The sequence below is a fragment of the Sphingomonas sp. AOB5 genome (assembly GCF_029433115.1).
In the GTDB taxonomy this organism is placed as follows: domain Bacteria; phylum Pseudomonadota; class Alphaproteobacteria; order Sphingomonadales; family Sphingomonadaceae; genus Sphingomonas.
The window spans coordinates 71,204-95,187 of the sequence record NZ_JARNTV010000008.1; the positions used below are offsets into that span (position 1 = coordinate 71,204).

17 protein-coding genes are annotated in these 23,984 nt (G+C 65.7%); 4 read left to right on the forward strand and 13 right to left on the reverse strand.

Annotation, left to right across the window (positions count from 1 at the left end; all coding sequences use genetic code 11):
* Nucleotides 1–39 precede the first annotated feature (39 nt).
* From P1X14_RS05855 to P1X14_RS05865, 3 genes are all read left to right on the forward strand, one after another.
* Nucleotides 40–2,313, forward strand: a complete 2,274-nt coding sequence (locus P1X14_RS05855) for a TonB-dependent receptor (protein WP_277314381.1) — start codon at nt 40–42, stop codon at nt 2,311–2,313.
* Between the two features lie 176 nt (nt 2,314–2,489).
* Nucleotides 2,490–4,721, forward strand: a complete 2,232-nt coding sequence (gene katG, locus P1X14_RS05860) for a catalase/peroxidase HPI (RefSeq protein WP_277314382.1) — start codon at nt 2,490–2,492, stop codon at nt 4,719–4,721.
* A 93-nt stretch (nt 4,722–4,814) separates the two neighbouring features.
* A complete protein-coding gene (locus P1X14_RS05865) occupies nt 4,815–5,102 on the forward strand; it encodes a hypothetical protein (RefSeq protein ID WP_277314383.1) in 288 nt (95 codons plus the stop codon).
* Between the two features lie 54 nt (nt 5,103–5,156).
* On the opposite strand, the gene P1X14_RS05870 is transcribed toward P1X14_RS05865, so the two are convergent.
* The 9 genes from P1X14_RS05870 to P1X14_RS05910 all read right to left on the reverse strand — a co-directional run bounded on the left by P1X14_RS05870 (nt 5,157) and on the right by P1X14_RS05910 (nt 17,412).
* Nucleotides 5,157–7,538, reverse strand: coding sequence for a TonB-dependent receptor (locus P1X14_RS05870; protein WP_277314384.1), 2,382 nt, complete (start codon nt 7,536–7,538; stop codon nt 5,157–5,159).
* A 144-nt stretch (nt 7,539–7,682) separates the two neighbouring features.
* Nucleotides 7,683–8,924 carry an MFS transporter gene (locus tag P1X14_RS05875; RefSeq protein WP_277314385.1) on the reverse strand — a complete coding sequence of 414 codons (1,242 nt, stop codon included), beginning with the start codon at nt 8,922–8,924 and terminating at the stop codon, nt 7,683–7,685.
* On the reverse strand, nt 8,921–11,014 hold the full coding sequence (locus P1X14_RS05880; RefSeq protein ID WP_277314386.1) for a molybdopterin-dependent oxidoreductase: 2,094 nt from the start codon (nt 11,012–11,014) through the stop codon (nt 8,921–8,923). Before P1X14_RS05880 ends, P1X14_RS05875 begins: the two co-directional genes overlap by 4 nt.
* A 9-nt stretch (nt 11,015–11,023) precedes the next feature.
* On the reverse strand, nt 11,024–11,755 hold the full coding sequence (locus P1X14_RS05885) for an SDR family oxidoreductase (RefSeq protein WP_277314387.1): 732 nt from the start codon (nt 11,753–11,755) through the stop codon (nt 11,024–11,026).
* A gap of 110 nt (nt 11,756–11,865) precedes the next feature.
* Nucleotides 11,866–13,074 carry an LLM class flavin-dependent oxidoreductase gene (locus P1X14_RS05890; protein WP_277314388.1) on the reverse strand — a complete coding sequence of 403 codons (1,209 nt, stop codon included), beginning with the start codon at nt 13,072–13,074 and terminating at the stop codon, nt 11,866–11,868.
* A 29-nt stretch (nt 13,075–13,103) separates the two neighbouring features.
* Nucleotides 13,104–13,901, reverse strand: coding sequence for an alpha/beta hydrolase (locus P1X14_RS05895; RefSeq protein WP_277314389.1), 798 nt, complete (start codon nt 13,899–13,901; stop codon nt 13,104–13,106).
* Between the two features lie 17 nt (nt 13,902–13,918).
* Nucleotides 13,919–14,611 (reverse strand): 3,4-dihydroxy-2-butanone-4-phosphate synthase, encoded by a 693-nt coding sequence (gene ribB, locus P1X14_RS05900; RefSeq protein ID WP_277314390.1) that lies wholly within the window; start codon nt 14,609–14,611, stop codon nt 13,919–13,921.
* A 263-nt stretch (nt 14,612–14,874) separates the two neighbouring features.
* Entirely contained in the window at nt 14,875–16,080 is a 1,206-nt protein-coding gene (locus P1X14_RS05905) for an LLM class flavin-dependent oxidoreductase (protein WP_277314391.1), read from the reverse strand.
* Between the two features lie 120 nt (nt 16,081–16,200).
* Complete coding sequence (locus P1X14_RS05910) at nt 16,201–17,412, reverse strand: CoA transferase (RefSeq protein ID WP_277314392.1); 1,212 nt, start codon at nt 17,410–17,412, stop codon at nt 16,201–16,203.
* 120 nt (nt 17,413–17,532) lie between these two features.
* On the opposite strand from P1X14_RS05910, the gene P1X14_RS05915 reads away from it, so the two are divergent.
* Nucleotides 17,533–18,447: an alpha/beta hydrolase gene (locus P1X14_RS05915; protein ID WP_277314393.1), complete on the forward strand. Its 915-nt coding sequence runs from the start codon at nt 17,533–17,535 to the stop codon at nt 18,445–18,447.
* A gap of 177 nt (nt 18,448–18,624) precedes the next feature.
* Here the strand turns inward: P1X14_RS05915 and P1X14_RS05920 are convergent, their stop codons facing one another.
* Genes P1X14_RS05920 through P1X14_RS05935 form a run of 4 tightly spaced genes read right to left on the reverse strand, consistent with a single transcriptional unit; the run spans nt 18,625 to nt 23,865 of the window.
* Complete coding sequence (locus P1X14_RS05920) at nt 18,625–19,515, reverse strand: crotonase/enoyl-CoA hydratase family protein (protein ID WP_277314394.1); 891 nt, start codon at nt 19,513–19,515, stop codon at nt 18,625–18,627.
* Nucleotides 19,516–19,526: 11 nt separating this feature from the next.
* A complete protein-coding gene (locus P1X14_RS05925; protein WP_277314395.1) occupies nt 19,527–21,638 on the reverse strand; it encodes an acetate--CoA ligase family protein in 2,112 nt (703 codons plus the stop codon).
* On the reverse strand, nt 21,638–22,864 hold the full coding sequence (locus P1X14_RS05930; protein WP_277314396.1) for an acyl-CoA dehydrogenase family protein: 1,227 nt from the start codon (nt 22,862–22,864) through the stop codon (nt 21,638–21,640). The genes P1X14_RS05925 and P1X14_RS05930 overlap by 1 nt, the downstream gene beginning before the upstream one ends.
* Nucleotides 22,864–23,865, reverse strand: a complete 1,002-nt coding sequence (locus P1X14_RS05935; RefSeq protein WP_277314397.1) for an acyl-CoA dehydrogenase family protein — start codon at nt 23,863–23,865, stop codon at nt 22,864–22,866. The genes P1X14_RS05930 and P1X14_RS05935 overlap by 1 nt, the downstream gene beginning before the upstream one ends.
* Nucleotides 23,866–23,984: the final 119 nt, after the last annotated feature.

Sequence of the window (23,984 nt, forward strand, 5' to 3'; positions counted from 1 at the left end):
CTTCCCGGATCTAAAGATAAGAAAATTGGGGAGGATCGTATGATCAAGTCGTTCACGTCGGGCGCGCCCGCGAAACTTGCTCTTTTCCTGCTGGCTTCGGCATCGCCCATGGCATCGGCCTGGGCGCAGGATGCCAAGCCGCCGGTACAGGAAACCGAGGAAGCCACCGGCATCCAGGATATCGTCGTTACCGCCCAGCGCCGCGAGGAGCGGCTGCAGGACGTGCCGATCGCGGTCTCCACCATCGAGCCGAGCCAGATCGAGACTGCGGGCGTGCTCAACGCGCTCGATCTGCCGCGCATCGCACCGGGCGTCACCACCTCGCCCACTGCGGCGAACAGCTTCTTCATCCCCTATATCCGCGGCGTCGGGTCGAACTCGCCGGCGACGGGCAACGACAGCTCGATCGCGGTCTATATCGACGGCGTCTACCAGTCGGACAAATCGGCCAACATCCTCGAGTTCAACTCGATCGAGCGGATGGAAGTGCTGAAGGGTCCGCAGGGCACGTTGTTCGGCCGCAACGCCACCGGCGGCGCGATCAACATCGTCACCCGCCAGCCCCAGTTCGAATTCAGCGGTTCGGCCGAGGCCTCGTACGGCCGCTTCGATCAGTGGGTGGCCAAGGGCTATGTGACCGGCCCGATCAGCGACAGCATCGCGTTCAACGCCAGCTATATGCACACCGGCGGCGGCGATTTCGCGACCAACACCGGCACCCGCTATCCCGGCAAGTTCGGCGGCGGCACCGGCGACAGCGTGGACGCGAAGCTGCTGATCAAGCCCGGCGACAATCTCGAGATCACGCTGGGCGCGATGTACATGGATCGCACCACCACCAACCTGAACTCGAACCTCAATCCGGTGCGCGGGACGATGCCGGTCGGCACCTTCTTCGGCGGCACCTTCGATCCCGATATCTACGAATATCAGGGCAGCCCGAACACGTTCGGGGTGGAGGCGTTCCGCGCCACCGGCAAGATCCGCTATTCCTTCCCCGGCGTCGATCTGGTGTCGATCACCGGCTATGTCGAAACCACCGTCATCTCGCAGCTCGACTATGACGGCACGTCGGCCGATTTTTATTATTTCGACGAGATTCAGGGCGTCGAGGACTTCTCGCAGGAAGTGCAATTGCTCTCGACCGGCAGCGGACCGGTGCAATGGGTGCTGGGTGCCTATTATTTCGACGGCACGGCACAGATCGAGCCGCTGAACATCATCCAGAACGCCCCCTATACCCACAGCTTCAGCCAGATCGCGGCGACGCCGGGCGCCACCGCGACGCATGTGAATGCGGAAGGCCGCACCCGCGCCATCGCCGGCTATGGCCAGCTCACTTGGGCGGTGACCCCCACCACCAAGATCACCGCCGGCCTGCGCTACACCAGCGAGACCCGCGGCTACGACTTCAACGTGCAGGGCATCGGCCAGATCGCGCCGCTCTTCTATTCGGCCACGCTGGTACCGCTGGTAAGCGACTCCGGCCTCGAAGCGACCTTCGACAAGCTGACCTGGCGCCTCGCGGTCGATCAGGAGCTGGCGCCCGACGTGATGGGCTATGTCTCGTACAATCGCGGCTTCAAGTCGGGCACGTTCAACATGAACGACTTCACCCCCGGCCAGGTGCCGGTGCGGCCCGAACAGCTCGATGCCTATGAAGTCGGCGTAAAGAGCCAGTTCGCGAACCGTACGGTGCAGCTCAACCTCGCCGCCTTCTATTACGATTATAAGGACATCCAGCTCGACATCATCGTCGCGGGCGGCGGTGGCGGCGGCACGACGTCGCTGCAGAACGCCGCCAGCGAGACCATCTACGGCCTCGACCTCGACATGATCGTCCAGCCGACCCGCGACCTGCGCTTCCGCGCCAGCGGCACGCTGATGCATGCCGAGTACGACTCCTTCCCCAATGCGGTGGCGTTCGTGCCCGATCCGGTGACCGGCAACGGCAATCAGACCGTGCTCAACGCCAGCGGCACCGAGGGCCTGTTCGCGCCGAGCTGGTCGTTCAACCTGGGCGTCGACTACACCGCGCGCCTGCCCGGTGACGGCAAGCTGATCTTCTCGGCCAGCTATTTCCGCACCGACGGGTTCAAGGTCGGTGTCGGGCCGCAGGATCGCGTGTTCGAATATGATTCGCTCGGCGCATCGCTGACCTATGAGCCGGGCGGCATGCCGGTTTACGTCCGCGTCTTCGGCGCAAACCTTACCGATCAGCGCGTAATCGGCGTGAATATGTCGGCGCTGAAGCAGTCGCGGCAGGAAATTGTTCCGCTAACCTATGGCGTTGCGGTCGGTTTTCGGTTTTAATAGCCGACAATAAAGGGGGAACAGGGCGGTACCGGAAGGTGCCGCCCTTTTCTTTGCGCCGGTCCCAACCGCCGTCTGATCGATTTTCCAGTTTTCGCTGACCGACTTTCCTCGTTTCTGCGCGCGCTGCGGCAGGCCTAGCGTGTGCGAAAGCCACCAGAGAGAGGATTGTGGATATGGACGCGAAGACCAGCGGCGACCCGTTGAGCGGATGCCCGATGCAGGAGAAGGCCGCGCTGCGGAAGCTTCTCGGCCGTACCAATCGCGACTGGTGGCCCAACCAGCTGAGCATCGAGATCCTTCAGCAGAAGGGCGCCTCGGGCGATCCGATGGGCGACGATTTCGATTATGCCACGGCGTTCAAGTCGCTCGACTATGCCGCGGTGAAGCGCGACCTGACCGCGCTGATGACCGACAGCCAGCCCTGGTGGCCGGCCGATTACGGGCATTACGGCCCCTTCTTCATCCGCATGGCGTGGCACTCGGCCGGCACGTATCGCACCGGCGATGGCCGCGGCGGCGCGGGTGCGGGGCAGCAGCGTTTCGCCCCGCTCAACAGCTGGCCCGATAACGGCAATCTCGACAAGGCACGCCGCCTGCTCTGGCCGATCAAGGCGAAGTATGGCGCGAAACTGAGCTGGGCGGACCTGATGATCCTGGCCGGCAATGTCGCGATCGAATCGATGGGCGGCCCGGTGTTCGGCTTCGGCGGCGGCCGCGCCGATGTGTGGGAGCCCGAAAAGGACATCTATTGGGGCACCGAGGAGCAATGGGTCGGCAGCCCCGACAGCCTGACCCGCATCGACGACGAAGCCGGCCGCGCGCTGGAAAACCCGCTCGCCGCGATCCAGATGGGCCTCATCTACGTCAATCCCGAGGGTCCGGGCGGCAATCCCGATCCGCTGCTTTCGGCGCGCGACATCCGCATGACCTTCTCGCGCATGGGCATGAACGACGAGGAGACCTGTGCGCTGACCGCTGGCGGCCACACCTTCGGCAAGGCGCATGGTGCAGGCGATGCCTCGCTGGTCGGCGTCGAGCCGGAAGGCGCGGATATCGCTACGCAGGGCTTTGGATGGCTCTCGGGTCACGAGAGCGGCATGGGCGATCACACCATCACCAGCGGCATCGAAGGCGCATGGACCCCCACCCCGATCAAGTGGGACATGACCTATTTCGATATGCTGCTCGACCATGACTATGAGCTGGTGAAGAGCCCGGCGGGCGCGAAGCAGTGGCAGCCGGTCGGCAATCCCGAAGAGACGCTGGCGCCCGGCGCGCACAGCCCGGACCGCAAGGTGCCGACGATGATGACCACCGCCGACATGGCGATGAAGATGGACCCGGAATATCGCAAGATCTCGGAGAAGTTCCGCAGCGATCCGGCCTATTTCGCCGACGCGTTCGCCCGCGCATGGTTCAAGCTGTGCCATCGCGACATGGGCCCCAAGGCCCGTTATCTCGGCCCGGAAGTGCCCGCAGAGGACCTGATCTGGCAGGATCCGATCCCCAAGGCCGATTATGCCCAGATCGATATCGGCGACATTGCCGACCTGAAGAAGTCGATCCTGGGCTCCGGCCTGAGCGTGGCCGAGCTGGTGAGCACCGCATGGGCCTCGGCCTCGACCTATCGCGGGTCAGACCATCGCGGCGGCGCCAATGGCGGCCGTCTCCGCCTCGCGCCTCAGAAGGACTGGAAGGTCAACGAACCGGCGAAGCTGGCCAAGGTTCTCGCCGTCTATGAGGACATCAAGGCGAAGTTCGACGGGGCGGCTTCGGGCGGCAAGAAGGTCAGCATCGCCGACCTGATCGTGCTGGGCGGCACCGCGGCGGTCGAGAAGGCCGCGAACGATGCCGGCCACGATATCCGCCTGCCCTTCACGCCGGGCCGCACCGATGCGTCGCAGGAGCAGACCGATGTCGAGGGCTTCGCGGTGCTCGAGCCGGGCGCGGACGGTTTCCGCAACTATCTGTCGGTCCGCTACAGCGTGCCGACCGAGGAGCTGCTGATCGATCGCGCCCAGCTGCTGGGCCTCAGCGCACCCGAAATGACCGTGCTGGTGGGCGGCCTGCGCGTGCTGGGCGCCAACACCGACGGATCGGCGCACGGCGTATTCACCGACCGGCCGGGCAAGCTGACCAACGACTTCTTCGTCAACCTGCTCGACATGGGCACGGCGTGGAAGGAGATCGACGAAGCAGGTGACGAGGTGTTCGCCGGTACCGACCGCAACAGCGGCGAGCAGAAATGGACCGGCACGCGCACCGATCTGGTGTTCGGCTCCAACTCGCAGCTCCGGGCGCTGGCCGAAGTCTATGCGTCGAGCGATGCCGGGGAGAAGTTCGTCAAGGACTTCGCCATGGCCTGGACCAAGGTGATGAACGCAGACCGGTTCGACCTCGCATAAGCGGGGCGGCCAGGCGCCGCACATAAAAGAAAACGCAGCCGTGGCGGAAAAACCCGCTGCGGCTGCCCGCGGCGCAGGAGGGGAGAGGAACCCATGCATCGCGCCGATGTGAATCTGCTCGATTGCAACCGCACCTATTGGGTGCCGATCGTCATCGCGCCCTGCGAGGACTGGAAGGCCGCGCCCGGCTGCTATCCCGGCGCCCGCTTCGTGGTCGATCGCAACACGCTGGGCGCCAGCCGCGACGAGTTCGCGACCTTCGCCAGCAAGTTCGCCTGCCTCAGCTGGATCATGCGCCACCGCAGCCAGCTCAACCGCACTTTGCCCGGCGCGACGATCAGCGCGGTCCGGCTGGACCGGTGGCTGCTCGGGCTGGATTAGAAAAGGGGCGCGGCCTTTCGGTCGCGCCCCTCTCGTGGAAGCTGTCCGGGGGGATCAGTTCCCGAACTTGAAGCCCAAAGTCACGCCGTAGGAAATCGGCCGTGCGGTGACTTCCTGGAACGCCGCTGCCTGCGGCGAGATGTAGATGGCGTGCTTGCTGTCGGTCAGGTTGTCGCCCCAGATCCGCAGGAAATAGCGGTCGTTCGGGCCATGCCAGGTCGCCGAGGCGCTGAGCGTCGAATAGCCGTTCACATGGCTGAAATAGCCGCCCGGCGTGATGTCGAAGCCGCTGTTGTAGTAGAGCGAACCGCTCAGCACGAGGCGGCTGTCGCCTGCCGGGATGGTATAGTCCGCACCGATATTCGCGGTGAAGTCCGGCGAGAAGATCAGCGGCAGGCCGCTGGCGTCGAGCGCGTAGGAGCAGGCCCCTGCGAACTTCGGTGCAGCCACGATCGCCTCGGCCTGGGCCTGGGTGATCGCCGGCGGCGGCGCGGTGCAGGCCGCGGCGCTGGTCTTGGGCAGGAAGATCTGGGCGCGGCCGTAATTCTTGTACTCGGAGTCGAGCACGTTGATCGCGGTGCGCACCTGGAACACCGGCGAAGGCTGCCAGGTGAGTTCCGCATCGATGCCCATGATCCGCGCCGCCGCCGCATTCTCGACCGTCGTCACGCCCGCGCCGGTGATCAGGCCGACCTGGATGTTCGAATAGTCGTAATAGAATGCCGCCGCGTTGAAGCGGATCGTGCGGTCCGCGAACTCGGACTTGAAGCCGATTTCATAGGCGTCGAGTACTTCCGGGTTCACCGGATTGACCGTCGCGCCGAGCGAGGTCGCGGTGTAGCTGCCGGACTTGAAGCCGCGATTGTACGACGCATAGAGCATCACATCGTCGGTAACCTTGTAATCGAGCGCGGCACGCCAGGTGACCCGCTGGAAGGTCTTGCTGCGATCGGTGATCGACGCAGCGGCGACGTTGCGGCCGAACACCAGCGGCTCGGCGCCCAGCACCCCGTTATAGATCGGGATATTGGTGTTGCCGGTCGAGCTGACGGCGGTCGGGTTGTAGCGATAGCCTTCGATCGAGCGTTCTTCGCTGGTGTAGCGCAGGCCGGCGGTGAAGCGCAGCTTGTCGGTCAGCTGGTAGTTCGCTTCGGCAAAGCCCGCAAACGCCTGGGTCTTCAGTTCGACATGGAAGGCGGTGACGCTGGCGCCCGCGACCAGAAGATCGGCCGGACGGAAAGGCGACGGCACGTTCGCGACCGAGATCAGGTCGCTAAAGCCTTCGTTGGTCGACGAGAAATAGCCGCCGACGATCCAGGTCAGCGCCCCGCTGCCGGTCGACTGCAGCTGGAGTTCCTGCGAGAACATCTTGCTGGGCGTGCCCGAGCCCGAATAGGAAGCCGCCGATTCCGAAGCCGGCGAGTTCGACACATTCTCCGAATAGACGTCGATATAACCGGTCAGCGACACCAGCTTCACCGGACCCAGATCGTACTGAAGGTCGGCCGACAGGCGATAGCCATGGGTGTTCACATAGGTCTCGTGGTTCGAGCGCATCGTGAACTTGTCGTAATTGGTGACGAACAGGCCGCCCGCGCCGGTCGGGCTAGTGCCCGGCGGAATGGTGCCTTCCACCACGTGCGCCGCCAAGAAGGTCGGGTCGTTATTCTCGAAATAGGAGCCGGAGAATTTCGCGGTGAATTCCGGCGTCGGCGTCCAGACCAGCTTCGCCATGCCCATCACGTTGCTCGACGGATTGGCGTCCTGGCGCAGGAAGGCGTTGTAGATATAGCCGTCGCTCTTGCGCGCGGTGGCCGAGACGCTGATGCCCAGCGTGTCGGTGATCGGACCGGCGGCATACACCTTGCCGCGAATGTCGTTGAACCGGCCATAGCCGATCTCGGCCGAGAATTCCGGCGCCGGGCCGGGATCGCGGGTGATGATCGAGATCGCGCCGCCGGTGGCGTTGCGGCCGAACAGCGTGCCCTGCGGACCCTTCAGCACTTCCAGCCGCTCGACATTGGGAAGGTCGAACACGTTGCCGATCTTGCCGGCCTGATAGATGCCGTCGATATAGATCGCGACCGGGCTTTCGAACCCGGGGTTCGACTGGTTCGAACCGACGCCGCGCAGGAACGGCAGCGCCGCCGAACCGGTCTGATAGACCTGAAGACCCGGCGAGATGCGCTCGAGCTGCAGCGTGTTGACCGTGCCCGAGGATTCGAGCGTTTCGGCCGTCACCGCGGTGATCGCGATCGGCACGTCCTGCAGGTTCTGCGCGCGGCGGTTCGCGGTGACGACGATCTCAGTCAGGCCGCTCGCCTCTTCGGTCTCCTGCGGCGCGGCCGGCGCGTTCTGCGCGAATGCCGGCGTTGCCAGCGCAATCGCCAGCGTGCTCGCGGCTGCCAGCGTGGCAATCTTGCGAATATGGTTCATCAGACCCTCTCCTCCCCGTATCATGGCGGGTTCGCGCGCAATTTGCGCGACCCGATTTCTGGTTTCTCAGTCTGAATGATGGAGAGCGTCCCGGATCATCACAAACGACTTTATCCGGTTCTGGGATGACCTTGTATCATGCGATCATGCTGCACGCGACGCGCGCCAGAACAATGCGGCGCACACCAGATTCATGATCGTGCCCGCCGCCAGCGCATATTGCAGGCTCGCCTGCCCCGCCCAGGGCTGGAACCGGTCGCTCAGCGCGCCCAGCACCGGCGCGGCGATGCCCGAGCCGACGATCGCCAGCGCCAGCAACAGGATTGCCGCGGCCATCGCCCGCGTCTCCGGCGGCACGTGCGACTGGGCGACGGTCCAGTAGAGCGGGATCGAGAAGGACTGCAGCCCATAGGCAAGGCACATCAACGCGACGCACAGTTCCAGCCGCGGTGCGAACACCGCAGCCAGCATCACAGGTCCGGAGAGCAGCATCAACAACGCGGCGATGCGCAGCGGCCGGGCGATGCCGTCCGCCGCCATTCGCCCGATCGCGCGCCCGCTGACGATTGCCGCCACCCCGCCGAACAGCGCGATGCCGATCCCCAGCGCCGCGCCCGCATGGCCGGTCCCCGCATAGAATTTGCGGATGATCAGCGACGGCCCCCAGTTGATAATCGCGTGGAAGCAGAAATTGGACACGCCCACCGCCAGCACCGCCCGGCGGAACAGGAGGTTGCGCCACAGGATGCCAAGGGTGGGCAGCAAAGGCTGGGGCGGCCTGACCTCGGCCTGTGCATCGAACGCCCCGCGAACCGGCTCGCGGACCGAGGCGATCAGCAACAGCGCGAGCAATATCCCCGGCGCGCCCGCCAGCACCAGCGTCCAGCGCCAGCCGAAATGGTCCGCGCCGAACCCGCCCAGACCGAAACTCATCAACAGGCCGATGGTCGCCGCCGAAGCGAATATCCCCATCGCCATCGGCCGGTGTCCCAGCGGGAAATAGTCTGCGACGATGGAGGAGGATGCCGGGCTGCCCCCCGCCTCCACCGCCGAGACACCGATCCGGGTCAACGCCAACTGCCACGCATTGCCCGCAGCGCCGCCCAACGCAGTCAGCAGGCTCCACATGCCGAGGCAGACCGCGAGGAAGCGCACGCGGTGCACCCGGTCCGCCACGAACGCCATCGGGATGCCTACGATGGCATAGAAGAAGGCGATGGCCGGACCGATCAGCAGCCCAACCTGCCAGTCGCTCAACTGCAGTTCCTGCTTCACCGGCTGGGCGAGGATCGACAGGATATGCCGGTCCGCGACGTTGCAGACATAGGCGAGGAACAGCACCACCAGCACATACCAGGCCGCGCGGGAGGGCCGCTCTTCGGTCACGCGGCGCAGCGCTCGATGCGGACGGGCAGTGCCGAGAAGCGCGGCATGGCGTTGATCCGCTCGACCGTATCCCCCGCATCGGTCAGCCGGTTGATCGCGACGCCGATCGCATCGCGGTCGCCCGGAAGCTCGCCCCAGCCATGGGTGAGCGTCACTGTGCCGGGCCGCAGTGTGTCATCGGTCTCCACCGTCGCCGGGATCGCACCATGTGCGGATCGCAGCATGACCTGCTCGCCCGTCTCAATCCCCAGCGCCGCGAGATCGTCCGGATGAAGTTGCAGCCGGTTCTCGGGCTTGCGGCGCTGGACCGAGGGGATGTGGCGGCCGAAGCTGTTCATTACTTCGCGCATGCGCCGCACGACCAAGCGGAACGGATAGGCCGGATCGACAGGTTCGCCCCGCGCCATCTCCGCAAACTCCTCCGCCACGTCCGGCGGAAGCAACTGGAAGCGGCCCGCACCCGGCCGGGCAGGCTCCACGATCTGCGGCTGGACCGGCCAGATCGCGCCGCCTTCCCTCGCCTTGATCTCCGCGAACGGAATCTGGCTGTGCGCTGCGGTGATCGCCAGCAGGTCCGCGCCGCTCGGGCAGGCCCCCATGTCCAGCGCCTGCCCGCCATAATCGAGCGTCAGGCCCAGCCGCTTTGCCAGTCCCCAGAACAGCGCGTGATCGTCGATCAGTTCAGCGCCCTCCGGCTCCGCGGCGATGGCCGGGGCATATTGGGCGAAGGGCGCGGGGAAATAGTTCCGCTCGTTATGCACCATCGTCATGTCGTCGCGCTCGAACATCAGCCGCGGCGGCAGGACGTAATCGGCCAGCCGCGCGGTCGCATTCATCTGCGGATCGATGGTGACCAGCAGGTCGAGACCGGAGAGCGCCGCGATGCTGCGCGCCTGATCGGGCATCGCGCTGACCAGATTGCCGCCCACGACGATCAGGCTGCGGATGCGGTCCGGCCCGGGCCCGGTGATCGCGGAAGCCAGCGCGCCGGTCATCTTCTGGCCGAACAACATGCCGTTCCGCTCGAACGAGCGCCCGGGCGAGATCGCCTCGGCATGGACCGGCTTGCGCGGGCCGAGCACGCCGGGATTGGGCACCGCATCGCCCGCGCGGGGATAGCGGCCGCACACCACGTTGAGCGCATCGATCAGGTGCTGCGACAGGTTCGATCCGGTCGCCATGTTCGGGCCGGTGCCCGTGAACGCCCCGCCCCGCTTTGCCGCGAAGAAGATGTCGGCGGCCTCGCGGAACAGTGCCTCGTCGATCCCGGCCCGCGCCGCGACATGAGCCGGCGTGAAGGGCGCGACCGCCGCACGGAGGTCATCCAGCCCCTCGGCATGCGCGGCACAGAATTCACTATCTTCCCGGCCTTCGCTCAGAGCCAGATTGAGGAACCCGGCCGCAATCGCTGAATCCTCACCCGGAATCGGCTGAAGGTGGATATCGGCAAGCCGCGCGGTCTCGGTCCTGCGCGGATCGATCACGATGATCTTCGCGCCGCGCGCCTTCGCCGCCTTCAGCCGCGCGACCGGATTGTAATTGTTGAACCCGCTGAGCGCGCCCGAGACCGAAACCAAAGGATTGAAGCCGAACCCCATCCACACGTCCGCCGTGTCGAACGGGGTATTGCCCGCCGCCCACATGCCCAGCCGCTCAAAACTGACCCATTTCGCCGACTGGTCGATGGTCATCGACGAATAGTAGCTGGTCGATCCCATGGCATTCAGCCAGCCGCGCAGCACCACGCGCACCGCGGCGTTCAGGCTGCCGCCCATGCCCTGATAGATGGCGTGACTGTTCGACCCATGCGCAGCGACGCTCGCCTTGAGCCGCTCTGCAATCTCGTCCAGCGCCTGCTCGATCCCGATCTCTGCATGGCTGCCATCGGGCATGCGCTTGAGCGGGCGGAGCAGGCGGCGGTCGCTATTGTGGAGTTCGCCCGAGGTCACGCCCTTGCTGCACGCAAAACCCGAGGTGAGCGGATGATCGGGATCGCCCCTCACGCTCGTCACGCGCGCGTTGTCGTCGAGCTTCACGATCAGCCCGCAAGTGCCGAAGCAGATGCGGCAGAAGCTCTTGCGCTCGGTCATCTCAGACGCTCACGTCAGTTCCTGGCCGCCATCGACCATGATCGTCTGCCCGGTGACCCAGCGGGCGAGCGGCGACGCGAGGAACAGGACGACATCGGCCACTTCATCGGGCGCGCCGAGGCGGCCGAACGGGATCTTGTCGACGATGCGCTTGTACCCCTCGGGGTCGCTGGTGCGGCGCTCCTCCCAGAAATGGCCGGGAAACTCGATGGCGCCCGGCGCGACCGAATTGACGCGGATATTCTGCGCGGCGAGGCCCAGCGCCTGGCTGGTGGTGTAGTGCACGATCGCCGCCTTGATCGCGCCATAGGGCGCCGAGCGCGGCGTCGGGTGATAGGCCGAGATCGACGAGATGTTGACGATGGCCCCGCCCCCGCCTGCCGCCATGATCGGCACCGCGGCGGCATTGGTGTGGAACAGGCCCATCAGGTCGACATTGAAGGCGGTGGTCCAGCCCTCCGCCGTATCTGCGGTCGCAAAAGCCGAACCGTTGTTGACGACGATATCCAAGCCACCCAGCGCATTCGCCGCGGCCTCGACATGGCTGCGCACCGCATCGCCGTCCGCGAGGTCACAGATCTGGACATGCGCCCCGGTCAGCCGCTGCGTTTCCGCCAGCGCCTCGCGGTCGCGGCCGGAGACCGAGACGGTTGCCCCGGCCTTGGCAAAGCCCTCCGCGATGGCGCGCCCGATCCCGCGACTGCCCCCGCCGATCAGGACGCGCTTGCCGGTGAAGTCCATGGCTCCGGCCTCTCCCAACTTGATGTGCTCCGGCGAAGGCCGGAGCCCTGCGTTACGACGCGTGTCGCCCGCTGCCAGCGCTCCGGCCTTCGCCGGAGCACAAGGAGGGATCAAACGATCGCGTACTGCCCGTCGACGCTCTTGGCCGGCTCGACGCCCAGTTCGGCGATCTTCTTCGCTGCATATTCGCGCAGGCGCGGCATGACCTCGGTTGCGAAGAGGGTCATCGAGTCCACGGTTTCCTCGTGGCTGAGATACCCGGCCTGACCGAGCATCAGCAGATGACCAAGCCCGCCCGCGCGATCGCAGAACGACGTGATCTGGTCGTAAAGCTGGTCCGGCGTGCCGGTGAACATGATCCCGCCATCGGCCATGTCCTGCCGCGAGGGATTGGGCGGCAGGCCGAAATTGATGCGGCCAGTGATGCCTTTCTTCAGCGCCATCGCATTCAGCTCGGCGGTCTCGTAACCCGGCGGGTTCGACCATGCCTTGGGCGTGCGCGGCTGGACGTCGAGATAGGGCTTCATCTTGGCGTAGCGCGTATCGACTTCGGCTTCGGTGCGGCCGCAGCAGACGATGGCGAGATAGGCGAACCGGTCGAGACCCGGCATCTTGCCGTGCGTCGCGAGATAGGTCTCCTTATACGCATCGAACAGCGGCTTGGTGCCCGCGCCGTTGAAGAAGGTGGCGAGCGTATAGCCCAGCTCCGCCACCTTGCGGCCAGTGCTGGCGCCCGATGCGGTGATCCACATCGGCGGCATCGGCTGCTGGTACGGCCGCGGCCAGACGTTCACGTTGCGGTAGTTGTAATGCTCGCCTTCCCAGCTGAACGGGCCGCCCTGATGGGTCAGCGCCTTCACGACGAAGTCATGCGCTTCCCAATAGCGGTCCATGATCCCCGCCGGATTCTGGTTCGACATAGCCAGTTCGAAGGGCGAGGCCTTGACCAGACCGATCTCGAGACGTCCGCCGGAGATGACGTCGATCATCGCGAGCTCCTCGGCCACGCGATAGGGATCGGTGCGATTGGTGATCGGCACGCCCAGGCACAGCAGCCGCGCCCGCGTCGTCTGGCGCGCGAGGATCGCGAGGGTCAGCAGGCACGATGCCGACATGCAGTTGGCCGAGGCGTGATGCTCGTTGACGAAGATGTTGTAGCCCAGTCTGTCGGCCACCACCCATTCGTCGAGATAGCGGTTGTACAGTTCGTGCGCGACCTGCGGATCGCAGTGGCGGTTGTCGACCACCACCTTGGTGGGGCCTTCGATGTCCTTCCACGCCGGGTGCATCGACTGTTCGCTGAAGTGCCAGAATTCCATACATGCTCTCCTGGATGCTGTTCCGGGCTTCAGCCCAGGAATGCCTCGATCTTGTCGGCAAAGGCTGCGGGCTGTTCGAGATAGCCGTAATGGCCCGCGCCGCTGATGTTCTCGAACCGCGCACCGGGGATCGCCGCGGCATAGTTGCGGCCGTAATCGGGAACGGTGATCCGGTCCTCGGCGCCGCTCACGACCAGGGTCGGCACCTTGATCCGGTGCAGCCGGCTCTTGAGCTTGGGATTGTAGAGCGTCGGATTGTAGCCGAAGAGCGTCAGCGCCTCGCGGTTGCGGGCGAAACGCAGCGCGGTCTCCTCGGGCAGGTCCTTGAAGTCGAGATTGTGGAGCACTTCCATGCCCTTGGCCTCGTCGGCGAAGAACATGGCGGGAATCTCCTGCGCGGTGTGCGCATAGATATCGACGATATCGCGGCTCTCCCGGTCGCCGAACTTCACGCCCAGCGGATCGATCAGCACCAGCTTCGCGATGCGCCCGGTGCCCTTGGTCGCCAGCTCCGCCGCGACCCAGCCACCGAACGACACGCCGACCAGGATGATGTCGGTCAGGTCGAGCTCCTCGATCAGATCGAGCACGCGATAGGCGATGTCGTCCACCGTGGTGACGTCATGCGGGCGCGGGCTGGCGCCAAAGCCGGGCAGCGAGGGCGCAACGACCTTGTGCGTCTTCGCCAGCCGCTCGATCAGCGGATCGGAAGGATCGAAACCGTGCCCAGCGTGCAGGAACAGCACCGGCTGGCCCTCGCCCTTGATCAGCAATTCGGTTTCGGCGCCGGCTACGGTCTTTCGCTCTGGCAGGGCTGTCAGGAACATGTCGGTCCTCTCAACGGTCAGCGCATCGCCCCGGCTTCGAGGCCGGATGCGTGCGGGATGGCATGGACGCTGGGGCGGCGGTCGCGGCCCTCGCGGCGGTAGACGATCAGATCGGCGATGGTGGTGATGCACAGGCCGTGCTGGCGCGCGAACCGGATCAGCTCGGGCGTGCGAGCCATCGCGCCGTCGTCGCGGACGATCTCGCACAGCACGCCCGCAGGCGCGCAGCCGGCGAGGCGGGCGAGATCGACCGCAGCTTCGGTATGGCCGGGCCGCTCGAGCACGCCGCCGGGGCGGGCACGCAGGGGGAACATATGGCCGGGGCGCATCAGATCGTCGGGCATCGTATCCGGTGAGATCAGCGCGGCGATGGTCGCGGCGCGATCGGAAGCAGAAACACCGGTGCTGGTGCCGCGACGGGCGTCGACCGAGACGGTGAAGGCGGTGCCGTGGCGGTCGTCATTGCTGCGCACCATCGGATCGAGCTGCAGCGCATCGGCCCGCTCACCTTCGATGGCGACGCAAACGATGCCGGTGGTGTGACGCACGATGAAGGCCAGCGCCTCGGGCGTGGCATGTTCGGCGGCGATGATGAGGTCGCCCTCATTCTCGCGATTCTTGTCGTCGAGGACCACGACCATCTCGCCCCGAGCGAGCGCGTGGAGCGCGTCCTCAATGCTGTCCATGGCGATGTCGGCGATGTTTTCCATGCGCTTTCCTCTCTTGAACGAAACTTCGCATTTCGGGACATATCCCGCAATGTAAAACAAATCGGGGGTTAGGGCCTGCTCCACGAGTTTTTCTCAGGGGAGCGGATGAGGGATGCGCATCATCGATCCTCCCCCGGAGGGGGAGGGGTACCAGCGAAGCTGGGGGAGGGGTATTGTCCGCGGGCGAGGCGTCTCGATTGTGGAGACTACCCCTCCGTCATGCTGCGCATGCCACCTCCCCCTCCGGGGGAGGATTTGTGAAATCAGGCCTCCGCCTTGGCCCCGATCATGCCGGTCTGCTTGGCGGCACCTTCGGCATTCTTGGACTTGCCGTATTTCTCGAAGGTCGCCTGCGCCGCGGCGTTGCTCTTGGCGCTGAACTCCAGGCTGCGCGCCTTCCACTCGCCATAGCTCTCGTCGCGATTGCTGTTCGAATTGTCGAACTTCGGCGCGACGAAGCGCATATAGAGTTCGTACGACTTCTTGGTCGCTTCCCAGTCGGCCCAGTCATGGCACTGGTGAAGGAAGCCGCCGAAATAGCCCTGCTTCTCGCGCAGTTTCGTCAGCACCTCGATCGCATCGTCGGGCGTGCCGATCACGATATGGCCGGAGTCGAGCACGACATCGACCAGATCGCGCCCGACGATGTTGCCGAAGCGGCCCGGCGTGACGGTGCGGGCATATTCGACATATTTCTCCAGCCCGAAACGCACATTCTCGCGCGCCTTCTCACGGGTCTCGGCGATGTGCATCGGGCCCATCAGGCGCAGCTTGGCGCGGTCCATCGTGTGGCCATGTTCGGCCGCGGTTTCCTCGGCGAACTTCCAGTTCACGTCGAGTACGTTGAAGCCGCCGTCCGGGCTGGTCGCCGCGACGCACAGCATCATGAGGTTATACTTGCCGGCCATCTTGCCGCCCGAAGGCGTCGCGGCACTCGCCACCGCGATCTCTGGCCGCGGCTGGGTATAGGGCAACAGGTGCGCGCGGGCGTTCACCAGATTGTACCACTCGGTCTTCTCGGTGACGGTCTGGCCGTCGAGCAGGCGCAGGATCACGTCCAGCGCCTGAGCCATGCGGTCGCGCTGGGTGTTGGGATCGATGCCGAGCTGCGCGGCGTCGGACACCAGCAGGCCGGGGCCGAAGCCGAACATCACGCGGCCGCGCGTCTGGTGATCGAGCTGGATTATCCGGTTCGCGACCATCAGCGGCTGGTGATAGGGCAACGAGATCACGCCGGTGCCGAACTTCAGCGTGCGCGTACGCTCGGCAGCGGTGGCGATGAACAGTTCCGGCGAGGCAATCGTCTCGAACCCGCCCGAATGATGCTCGCCGATCCAGGCCTCGTCGAAGCCGAGCCGATCGACCCATTCCATCAGTTCGAGATCGCGGTGGATCAGCAGGTTCGGATTCTCGTCGACCGGGTGGAGCGGTGCGAGGAAGATCCCGTGACGCATGGCCTTGCTCGACATGTCCGTAACCGCTCCTATCGATCTCTTGTTCTCGCGCATCCGGCGCGTTCAGGCGAGAACTCTATCAGCCCTTTTTGTGCTGTAAAACGGAATATATATCATAATCCAAACCCGATTGGCTCATTTGAGATCGTCGGGGCCGCCAATGATATGCCGGTCGTGCAACGCCCCGATCGCCCCCGAGTCGAGCTGGAGCAGCGTTGCCAGCACCTCGTCGGTATGCTGGCCAAGCACCGGACCGGACAGCGGCGGAACGGCACCGACCTTCGAGAAATCCATCGGCGTCCGCGCGGTGAGCGTCTCGCCAAGGCCGCGATGCGCGACAGGCGCAAACATCGGATTGGCGGGCGAAACGCGCGGGTCCCCGGCCAGCATCTGCGCCACATCCTGATACGGCCCCCAACAGGCACGCGCGGCATCCAGCGCCGTGCGCGCTTCGTCCAAGGTGCGCGCGGCGAACCATGGTGCGAGCCAGGCAACGATCGCCTCACGCGCTTCGAACCGGTCGGTCTCCAGCGAGAGATCGGCGCCATTCGCTTCATAGGCGACAACCTGAGGCTCGATCCCGGTTGCGGCGACCAGCGACTTCCACTGCCCCACCGAAACCGCCGCGACCATCAGCCGGCGACCGTCCGCCGTCGCAAAGTCATGCCCGAACGCGCCATAGATATGGTTGCCATGCCGCGCGCGCGCCGTACCGTTGATCTGCGCTTCGGCCAGATAACCAAGATCGCTGACCACCGCGAAGGCAACGTCGGACAGCGCCACGCGGATGCGCTGGCCCTCGCCGGTGCGCGTCCGGTGGCGCTCGGCGGCGAGGATCGCGGTGGCGAGGCTCATCCCCGCCAGCAGGTCCCATGCCGGAAGCACATGGTTGACCGGCGCGTCCGAACCCTCCGGCCCGGTGATGCCGGGGAAGCCCGCGGCGCAGTTCACTGTGTAATCCAGCGCGGTCGATCCATCGTGATTGCCGACGATGGTCGCCATGATCAGGTCGGCGCGCTTTGCCATCAGCGCTTCCGGCGCGAGCCAGCCGGTCGCGGGCAGGTTGGTCGCGAAGATGCCCGATGCGGCGATGATCGCCTGGGCCAGTTCGCGGCCTTCCTCCGAGCGGATATCGATGCGGACCGATTTCTTGCCCTTGTTCAGCCCGGCCCAATAGAGGCTGCGGCCATTCGCCGCGACCGGCCAGCGTTTATAGTCGAGGCCGCCCTGCATCCCGTCGATACGGATCACGTCGGCGCCCAGCTGCGCCAGCGTCATCGTCGCATAGGGGCAGGCGATGAAGGCAGCGCATTCCGCGACATTCAGGCCTTCCAATATTCCGGGCATTCGGCTCTCCCTCTCGCGGACGGGATAACAGCACGGATCGCGGCGGCGGCGGAAACTTTGTCATGCCGGGCCGGGAATTCGTCATTGTCACGTCGCTCGTGCTGCATGTTAGGCAGCGTCATGGCGTATGAGATCGACCCCGAAATCCTTGCCGTGCGCGCCGTCATGGCCGCGGCGACCGGGCCGTTCGACATCATGGCGATGCCGCCCGCGCAGGGCCGCGCGCTGATCGACAAGGCCGCGGCGGTGCTCAACGACGGCCTGCCCGAAATGGCGAGCGTTGAGGACCATGACGTCGGCGGGATGCGGGTGCGCGTACTGACCCCGCACGGGTGCCGCGACGGGGCATGGCTCTATTACCTCCATGGCGGCGGCTGGTTCGCCTGCAGCGTCGATACGCACGACCGGATGCTGCGGATGCTGGCCGAGAAGACCGGTGTCCGCGTGGTGAGTCCGGACTACCGCCACGCACCCGAACACCCCTACCCCGCCCCGCTCGACGATTGCGCAAAGGGCTTCGACTGGGCGCTGCCCCGCTTCGGGGATCGGTACGCGTTCGGGGGAGATAGCGCCGGGGGAAACATGGCGCTGGCGCTCGCGATGCGTTTGCGGGACGCGGGTCGCCCGGCACCGCAAGGCTGCGCGTTGCTCTATGGCTGCTTCTCTCCGGACGAGGATACGCTGAGCCAGCGCGTGTTCGGGCGAGGCGGATACGGTCTGACCGCCGAGCGGATGAATTGGTACTGGTCCAACTATCTGGGCGGCAACGATGCGCTGGAGGCCAGGCCGCTGCGTGCGCCGCTTCAGGGTCTGCCACCGATATTCCTGGGAATCGCCGAAGCCGATACCGTCGCCGACGACAGCCGGTTGCTGCATGCTCGGCTGAGCGAGGCGAACGTGCCGTCGGAAATCAAGGTGTGGCGCGGCGCGGTCCACGGCTTCCTGCAGATGACGCGCGACGTCGCGCTGGCTCGCAAGGCCGTCGCCGACACCGCGCACGCGATCCGGCGCTGGATCGGATCGCGGCACGGCTAGCCGGGCACGCTTGCAATGTTGGAGTTCGGCTGCTCGGGTTGGGCAGTTGCTCTTTGAACCGTCGAACCCCTTCCGCATGGCGCTGCTCGCTCGCGCAGAAAGGACCATTTCCCCTCGGCGAAAGGTCACGAATGCGCGAACTTCCCCGACCTTTTGGCGGAGTGCCGATACACTCGCTTACTCCTCGATATACCGGATCCGCACCGGATCGCTTCCGTACTGCGCATCGCGGATCTTGATCGCCGCGCGCACGCCATGTTCCTTCACGTCGGCGCGCCACTTCTGGCGGCCCGGCCCTTGTGACAGATGCGCACGGGCGTCCGCTTCCAGCGCAAAGCCCTGCGCCAGCTTGGCACCGGCCAGGTCCATCTGGACATTGACGATGCGCTTCTGCGCCGCGCTGATTTCGGGATCGAGGATCGCGATGCGCTTCGCCAGTGCCTCGACCTCGGCATCCAGCTCTGCGGCGGGCACTGCGTCCAGCACCATGCCGATCCGCGCCGCATCCTTGCCCGCAATGCTGTCGCCGGTCAGCAGTAACCGCTTCGCCCATTGCGGGCCGACATGGTAGAACCAGTAATTGACCGGCGGCGATCCGATGCCCCGCGCACCCGGATGGCCGATCATCGCATCGTCGGCAGCGATCACGATATCGCAGCACAGCGCGAGTTCGGCCCCGCCCGCCAGCGCCCGGCCCTGCACCTTGGCGATCACCGGCTTGTGCACTTCGGGGATGATCAGCATCTTCCCCATCTTGCGCTGCATCGTCCACACATCGTCGTCGAACGTGCCGATGCGGGTGCGATACTTGCCCTCGGGATCGGCCTGATTGGCCGCGTTCGACCCGAAGCCGAGATCGTATCCCGCACAGAAATCCTGCCCCGCCCCGGCCAGCACGATGACATGGACCGAGGTCAAATCGTCCGCCTCGAGCATCGCGTCATGCACTTCGGTGATGAGTTCGGGCGACAGCGCGTTGCGCTTGTCCGGCCGGTTCATCGTGATGGTGGCGATGCGATCCTTCACCTCGAAGGTGATGAAATCGGTGGACTTCAGCCATTTGGCCATGGGTATTCTCCTCAGGTCCGCACGATGAGCGCGTCGACCGCGATGGCGCGGCCGGGGCCGCAGATGATGGGGTTCACGTCGATCTCGGCAATGTCGGCGGGATGGTCCGCGGCGAGTTCGGAAACGGCGACGATGATGCGTTCGATCGCATCGATGTCCACGGGATCGGAGCCGCGAAAGCCGGTGAGCAGCGGATAGCCCTTCAGCCGCTTCAGCATCGCCGAGGCCTGTTCGTGGGTGACCGGGGCCAGTTCGGCCGCACTGTCCTTGATCAGCTCGACCATGATCCCGCCCAGCCCCACCACGACCATCGGCCCGAAGGTCGGATCGTTCTGCGCACCGACGACCAGTTCGACCCCCGCCGCGATCATCGGCTGGACGAGCACGCCCTTGATCGCGGGGCGCGGCTCGATGGATTGGGCCGCCGCGATGATCGCGTCATAGGCGGCGCGGACGGCGTCGGCGCCTTCCAGTTTCAGCCGCACCACGCCCGCCTCGGTCTTGTGCGCAATGTCCGGGGATTCGACCTTCAGCACGACAGGGTAGCCCATCGCCTCGGCAGCCTCGACCGCGGCTTCGCGGGTCGGCACCACATGGTCGGTGGCGACCGGCACCCCGTAAGCCGCGAGGATCGCCTTGCCTTCCCGCTCGGTCAGCCGCTCACCCGCCATGTCGAGCAGATCGCGTGCCTTGCTCGTACCGGGCGTACGCGGACGAAGCGCCGAACCCTGATCCGCCCAGCGATGCCAGGCGGCAAGCGTGTCGAAACACTGCCCGGTCGACTTGAACAGCGCCACATGCGGGTCCGCCTCGGCCTCGCGCGAACCCGGGCCGTCACGCCATTCGGACATCCAGGACAGGCACACCGGCTTGCCCGCCTTCGCCGCCAGCGGCGAGAACATCGCAACGTTGCGCGGCGTCATCGCATCGCTGATGCTCGGCGCCATGACGACCAGCGCAGAATAGGCGGGATCGTTCAGCAGCGCCTCGGCACAAGCCGCATAGGCCGCAGCATCGGAGGCCACGCCCGCGGTGATGTCGCACGGATTGGTCGGCGCGCCATAGTCGGGAACATGGGACTCCAGCACCGCCTTGGTCGCCGCACCCGGCAAGGGCATGGCGACCCCAGCCGCCTCCGACTTGTCGAGCGTGATGACGCATGCCCCGCCCGAAGCCGCCACCGCCGCGACACCCTTCGCCTTGGGCTTGCCCGCCTTCGCGAAGAAGGCCGCCATTGGATAGACGTCCTCGATATTGTCAGCCTTCACGATCCCGGCCCGGGCATAGGCCGCGTCATAGGCGGCGTTCGATCCGGCCAGCGTGCCGGTGTGCGACATCGCCGCCTTGGCCCCCGCGCTGCCGGTCGCGATCTTGTACATGACGATCGGCTTGCCCACCGCCCGCGCGGCTTCGCCCGCCTCCAGCAGCCGCTCGCCATCGGCCAGCCCTTCGGCAATGCAGGCGATCACCCGGCAGGTCTCGTCGCCCGCGAGATAGCTGACATAGTCGCACACATCGACGTCCGCGCTGTTGCCGGCGGCAAGGAAATGGCTGAACGAACCGCCACGCTCGGTAACCTGCGCCAGCGCCTGCGCCAGCCCACCCGATTGCGACACGATGCCGACCGGCCCCTGCGCACCGGGCGATGCGCCATAGCGGCCCGAGAAGCTGAGTCCCGCGCGCGAGACATTGTTGATCAGCCCGAAGCAGTTCGGCCCGACGATCCGCATATCGGCTTCGCGGCCGATTGCGGCGATCCGTTGCTGGAGAGCAATCTGTTCCTCGGCACCGGTCTCGGCAAAGCCCGACGCGTAGATCACGCAGCCGCCGACCCCCGCCGCCGCACATTGCTCGACCACGCCGAGTACGGCATCGGCGGGCACCGCCAGCACCGCGCAATCCACCTGCACCGGCACCTCGCCGATCGAGGCGAAGCATTCGACGCCATGGATCGTGCCGCCGCTGGGGTTCACGCCATAGGTTCGGCCGGTGAAGCCGACCATGTTGGCAGCCGTCCGCGCGCCGAACGACTTCCCGTTGCGGGAGAGGCCCACGATCGCGACCGTCTCCGGCGCGATCAGCCGCTTCATCTGGGCATGGCTATAAACCGGGCGCCGGGCCATCAGCGCGCGCCGGTCGGGATCTGGTTGAACGCCAGTCCCTTGTCCGCGCGGATATCGGCGGGCAGGCCCAGCACGCGCTCGGCGATGATGTTGCGCAGGATTTCGTCGGTGCCGCCCGCGATCCGCTTGGACGGGGCATAGAGCAACGCCTGCTGGAACAGGCCGCGCATCGCCGCGATCTCGGGGTCGGTGATCGCGCCCGCCATGTCCATCAGATCGATGCCGAAGGTCGCGATCTCCTGCAGCTTGTTCGCGCTGACCAGCTTGAGGATCGAATTCTCCGGCCCCGGCGCCTTGCCGCGCGAAAGCGCCGTCTGCGACCGCAATCGCGTATATTTCAGCCCGGCGGTGCGGATATACCAGCCCGCCAGCCGCTCGCGCACAGCGCTGTCGTCCACCGCGCGGGTGCCGTCCAGATCGACCTGCTGGGCCAGCGCCAGCACATCGTCGAAGTCCGGCCCCTCGGCCTTGCCCACGGTGAAACGCTCATTGGCGAGCATGGTCAACGCGACCTTCCACCCCTCGCCCACCGCGCCGAGGCGCTGGCTGTCGGGGATGCGAACATCGGTGAAGAACACTTCGGAGAAGTTCGAGCTGCCGCTGATCTGCTTGATCGGGCGGATCTCGATCCCGGGCGTCGTCATGTCGACCACGAAGAAGGTCAGGCCCGCATGCTTGGCGACGCCCGGATCGGTGCGCACCACCAGCATGCCGAAATCGGCGAAATGGGCGTAGCTGGTCCAGATCTTCTGGCCATTGATAACCCAGTCGTCGCCATCGCGAACCGCGCGGGTGCGCAGGCCTGCCAGATCCGAGCCTGCGGCGGGTTCGGAGAAGAGCTGGCACCACACTTCGTCGCCGAACAGCGCCGGTCGCGGATAGCGGGCGAGCTGATCGGGGGTGCCGAAGCTCATCACCGTGGGCATCGCCATGCCGACGCCCTGGTTGAACACGGTGGTCGGCACCGCGTAGCGATCTTCCTCCTGCCCGAAGATGATCTGCTGCATCGGCGTGCCTTCGCGGCCGCCATAGGCTTTCGGCCAGAGGATACCGGCAAAGCCGTTCTCTGCCTTCAGCCGCTGCCATGCCTTGGACGCGGCGACATCCTCCGGCGTCATCGCCCGGCTGACATGCGCGCCCTTGGCCTTGAGCGGCATATGCGCGTCAAGGAACGCGCGGGCCTCGGCGCGGAAGGCGGCTTCTTCAGGAGTGTCGCTGAAGTCCATCAGGCGGCCGCCTTATCCAGATGGGAGATCAACCGGTCGCGCCAGTAGCGGCTCGAATGCAGCCCCACCGCCAGCTCGCGGGCACGGCGGTAATGGAGGTGGCAGTCCGACTCCCAGGTGAAGCCCATGCCGCCATGGGTGTGGATATTCTCCTTGGCGGCCAGGCTGTACGCTTCGCTCGCGGCCAGCCGCGCGGCACTGGCGGCGACGGGCAGGTCCGCCTCGTCCTCCAGCGCATAGGCGCCGTAATAGGCGTTGGACCGCGCCAGCTCGAGCGCGACATAGATGTCCGCCAGCTTGTGCTTGATCGCCTGGAACGACGCGATGGCGCGGCCGAATGCGTACCGCTCCTGCGCGTAACCCACCGCCATGTCGAGCGCGGCACGGGTGCCGCCGACCTGCTCGAACGCGACCAGGATCGCGGCTCGATCGAGGAAGCGCGACAGGTCTCCGGAGAGTTTCTCGGCGGCGGTAAAGGTCAGGCGAACGCTGGTGCGGACCGCATCGAGCGCCTCGATGGGCTCCCGCACCACACCGGGCTGATCGAGTTCGACAAGCCACAGGTCGCCATCCCTCGCGACGATGGCGATATCGGCAATGTCTCCATCCACCACAGGCAACTCGCCTGCCAATGCCAGACACCCGACAGCCTCACCGGTCGCCAGACGTGGGAGCCACTTCGCCCGCTGCGCATCGCTGCCGAACAAGGTCAGCGCTTCGGCGGCAAGGATCGTCGATATGAACGGTACCGGCGGAAGCGCAGCGCCGACTTCCTCGGCGATCATGCACAGCGCCTCATATCCCAGCGCCGACCCGCCATGTTCCTCCGGGATCGCCACGCCCAGCCAGCCCATCTCGCCAAGCAATGCCCAGAAGTCGCGGTCGAACCGGCGCCCGGCGTCGACCGCCTGCCGCACCTCGCCGCGCGGGAACTTGTCGCTGAGGATGCGCCGCACTTCCTCGCGCATCGCCCCGACATCTTCGGAAAAATCGAAATTCATCAGGCTTTGGCCAATCCTCTCGCTCGATTTTCCGAATCCGTGAAAGGCCGTTCCCTCTCAACCGATATATAATGATCGTATCCGGAAAATCTGTCATTTGGAATGTTTCCCGAATAACA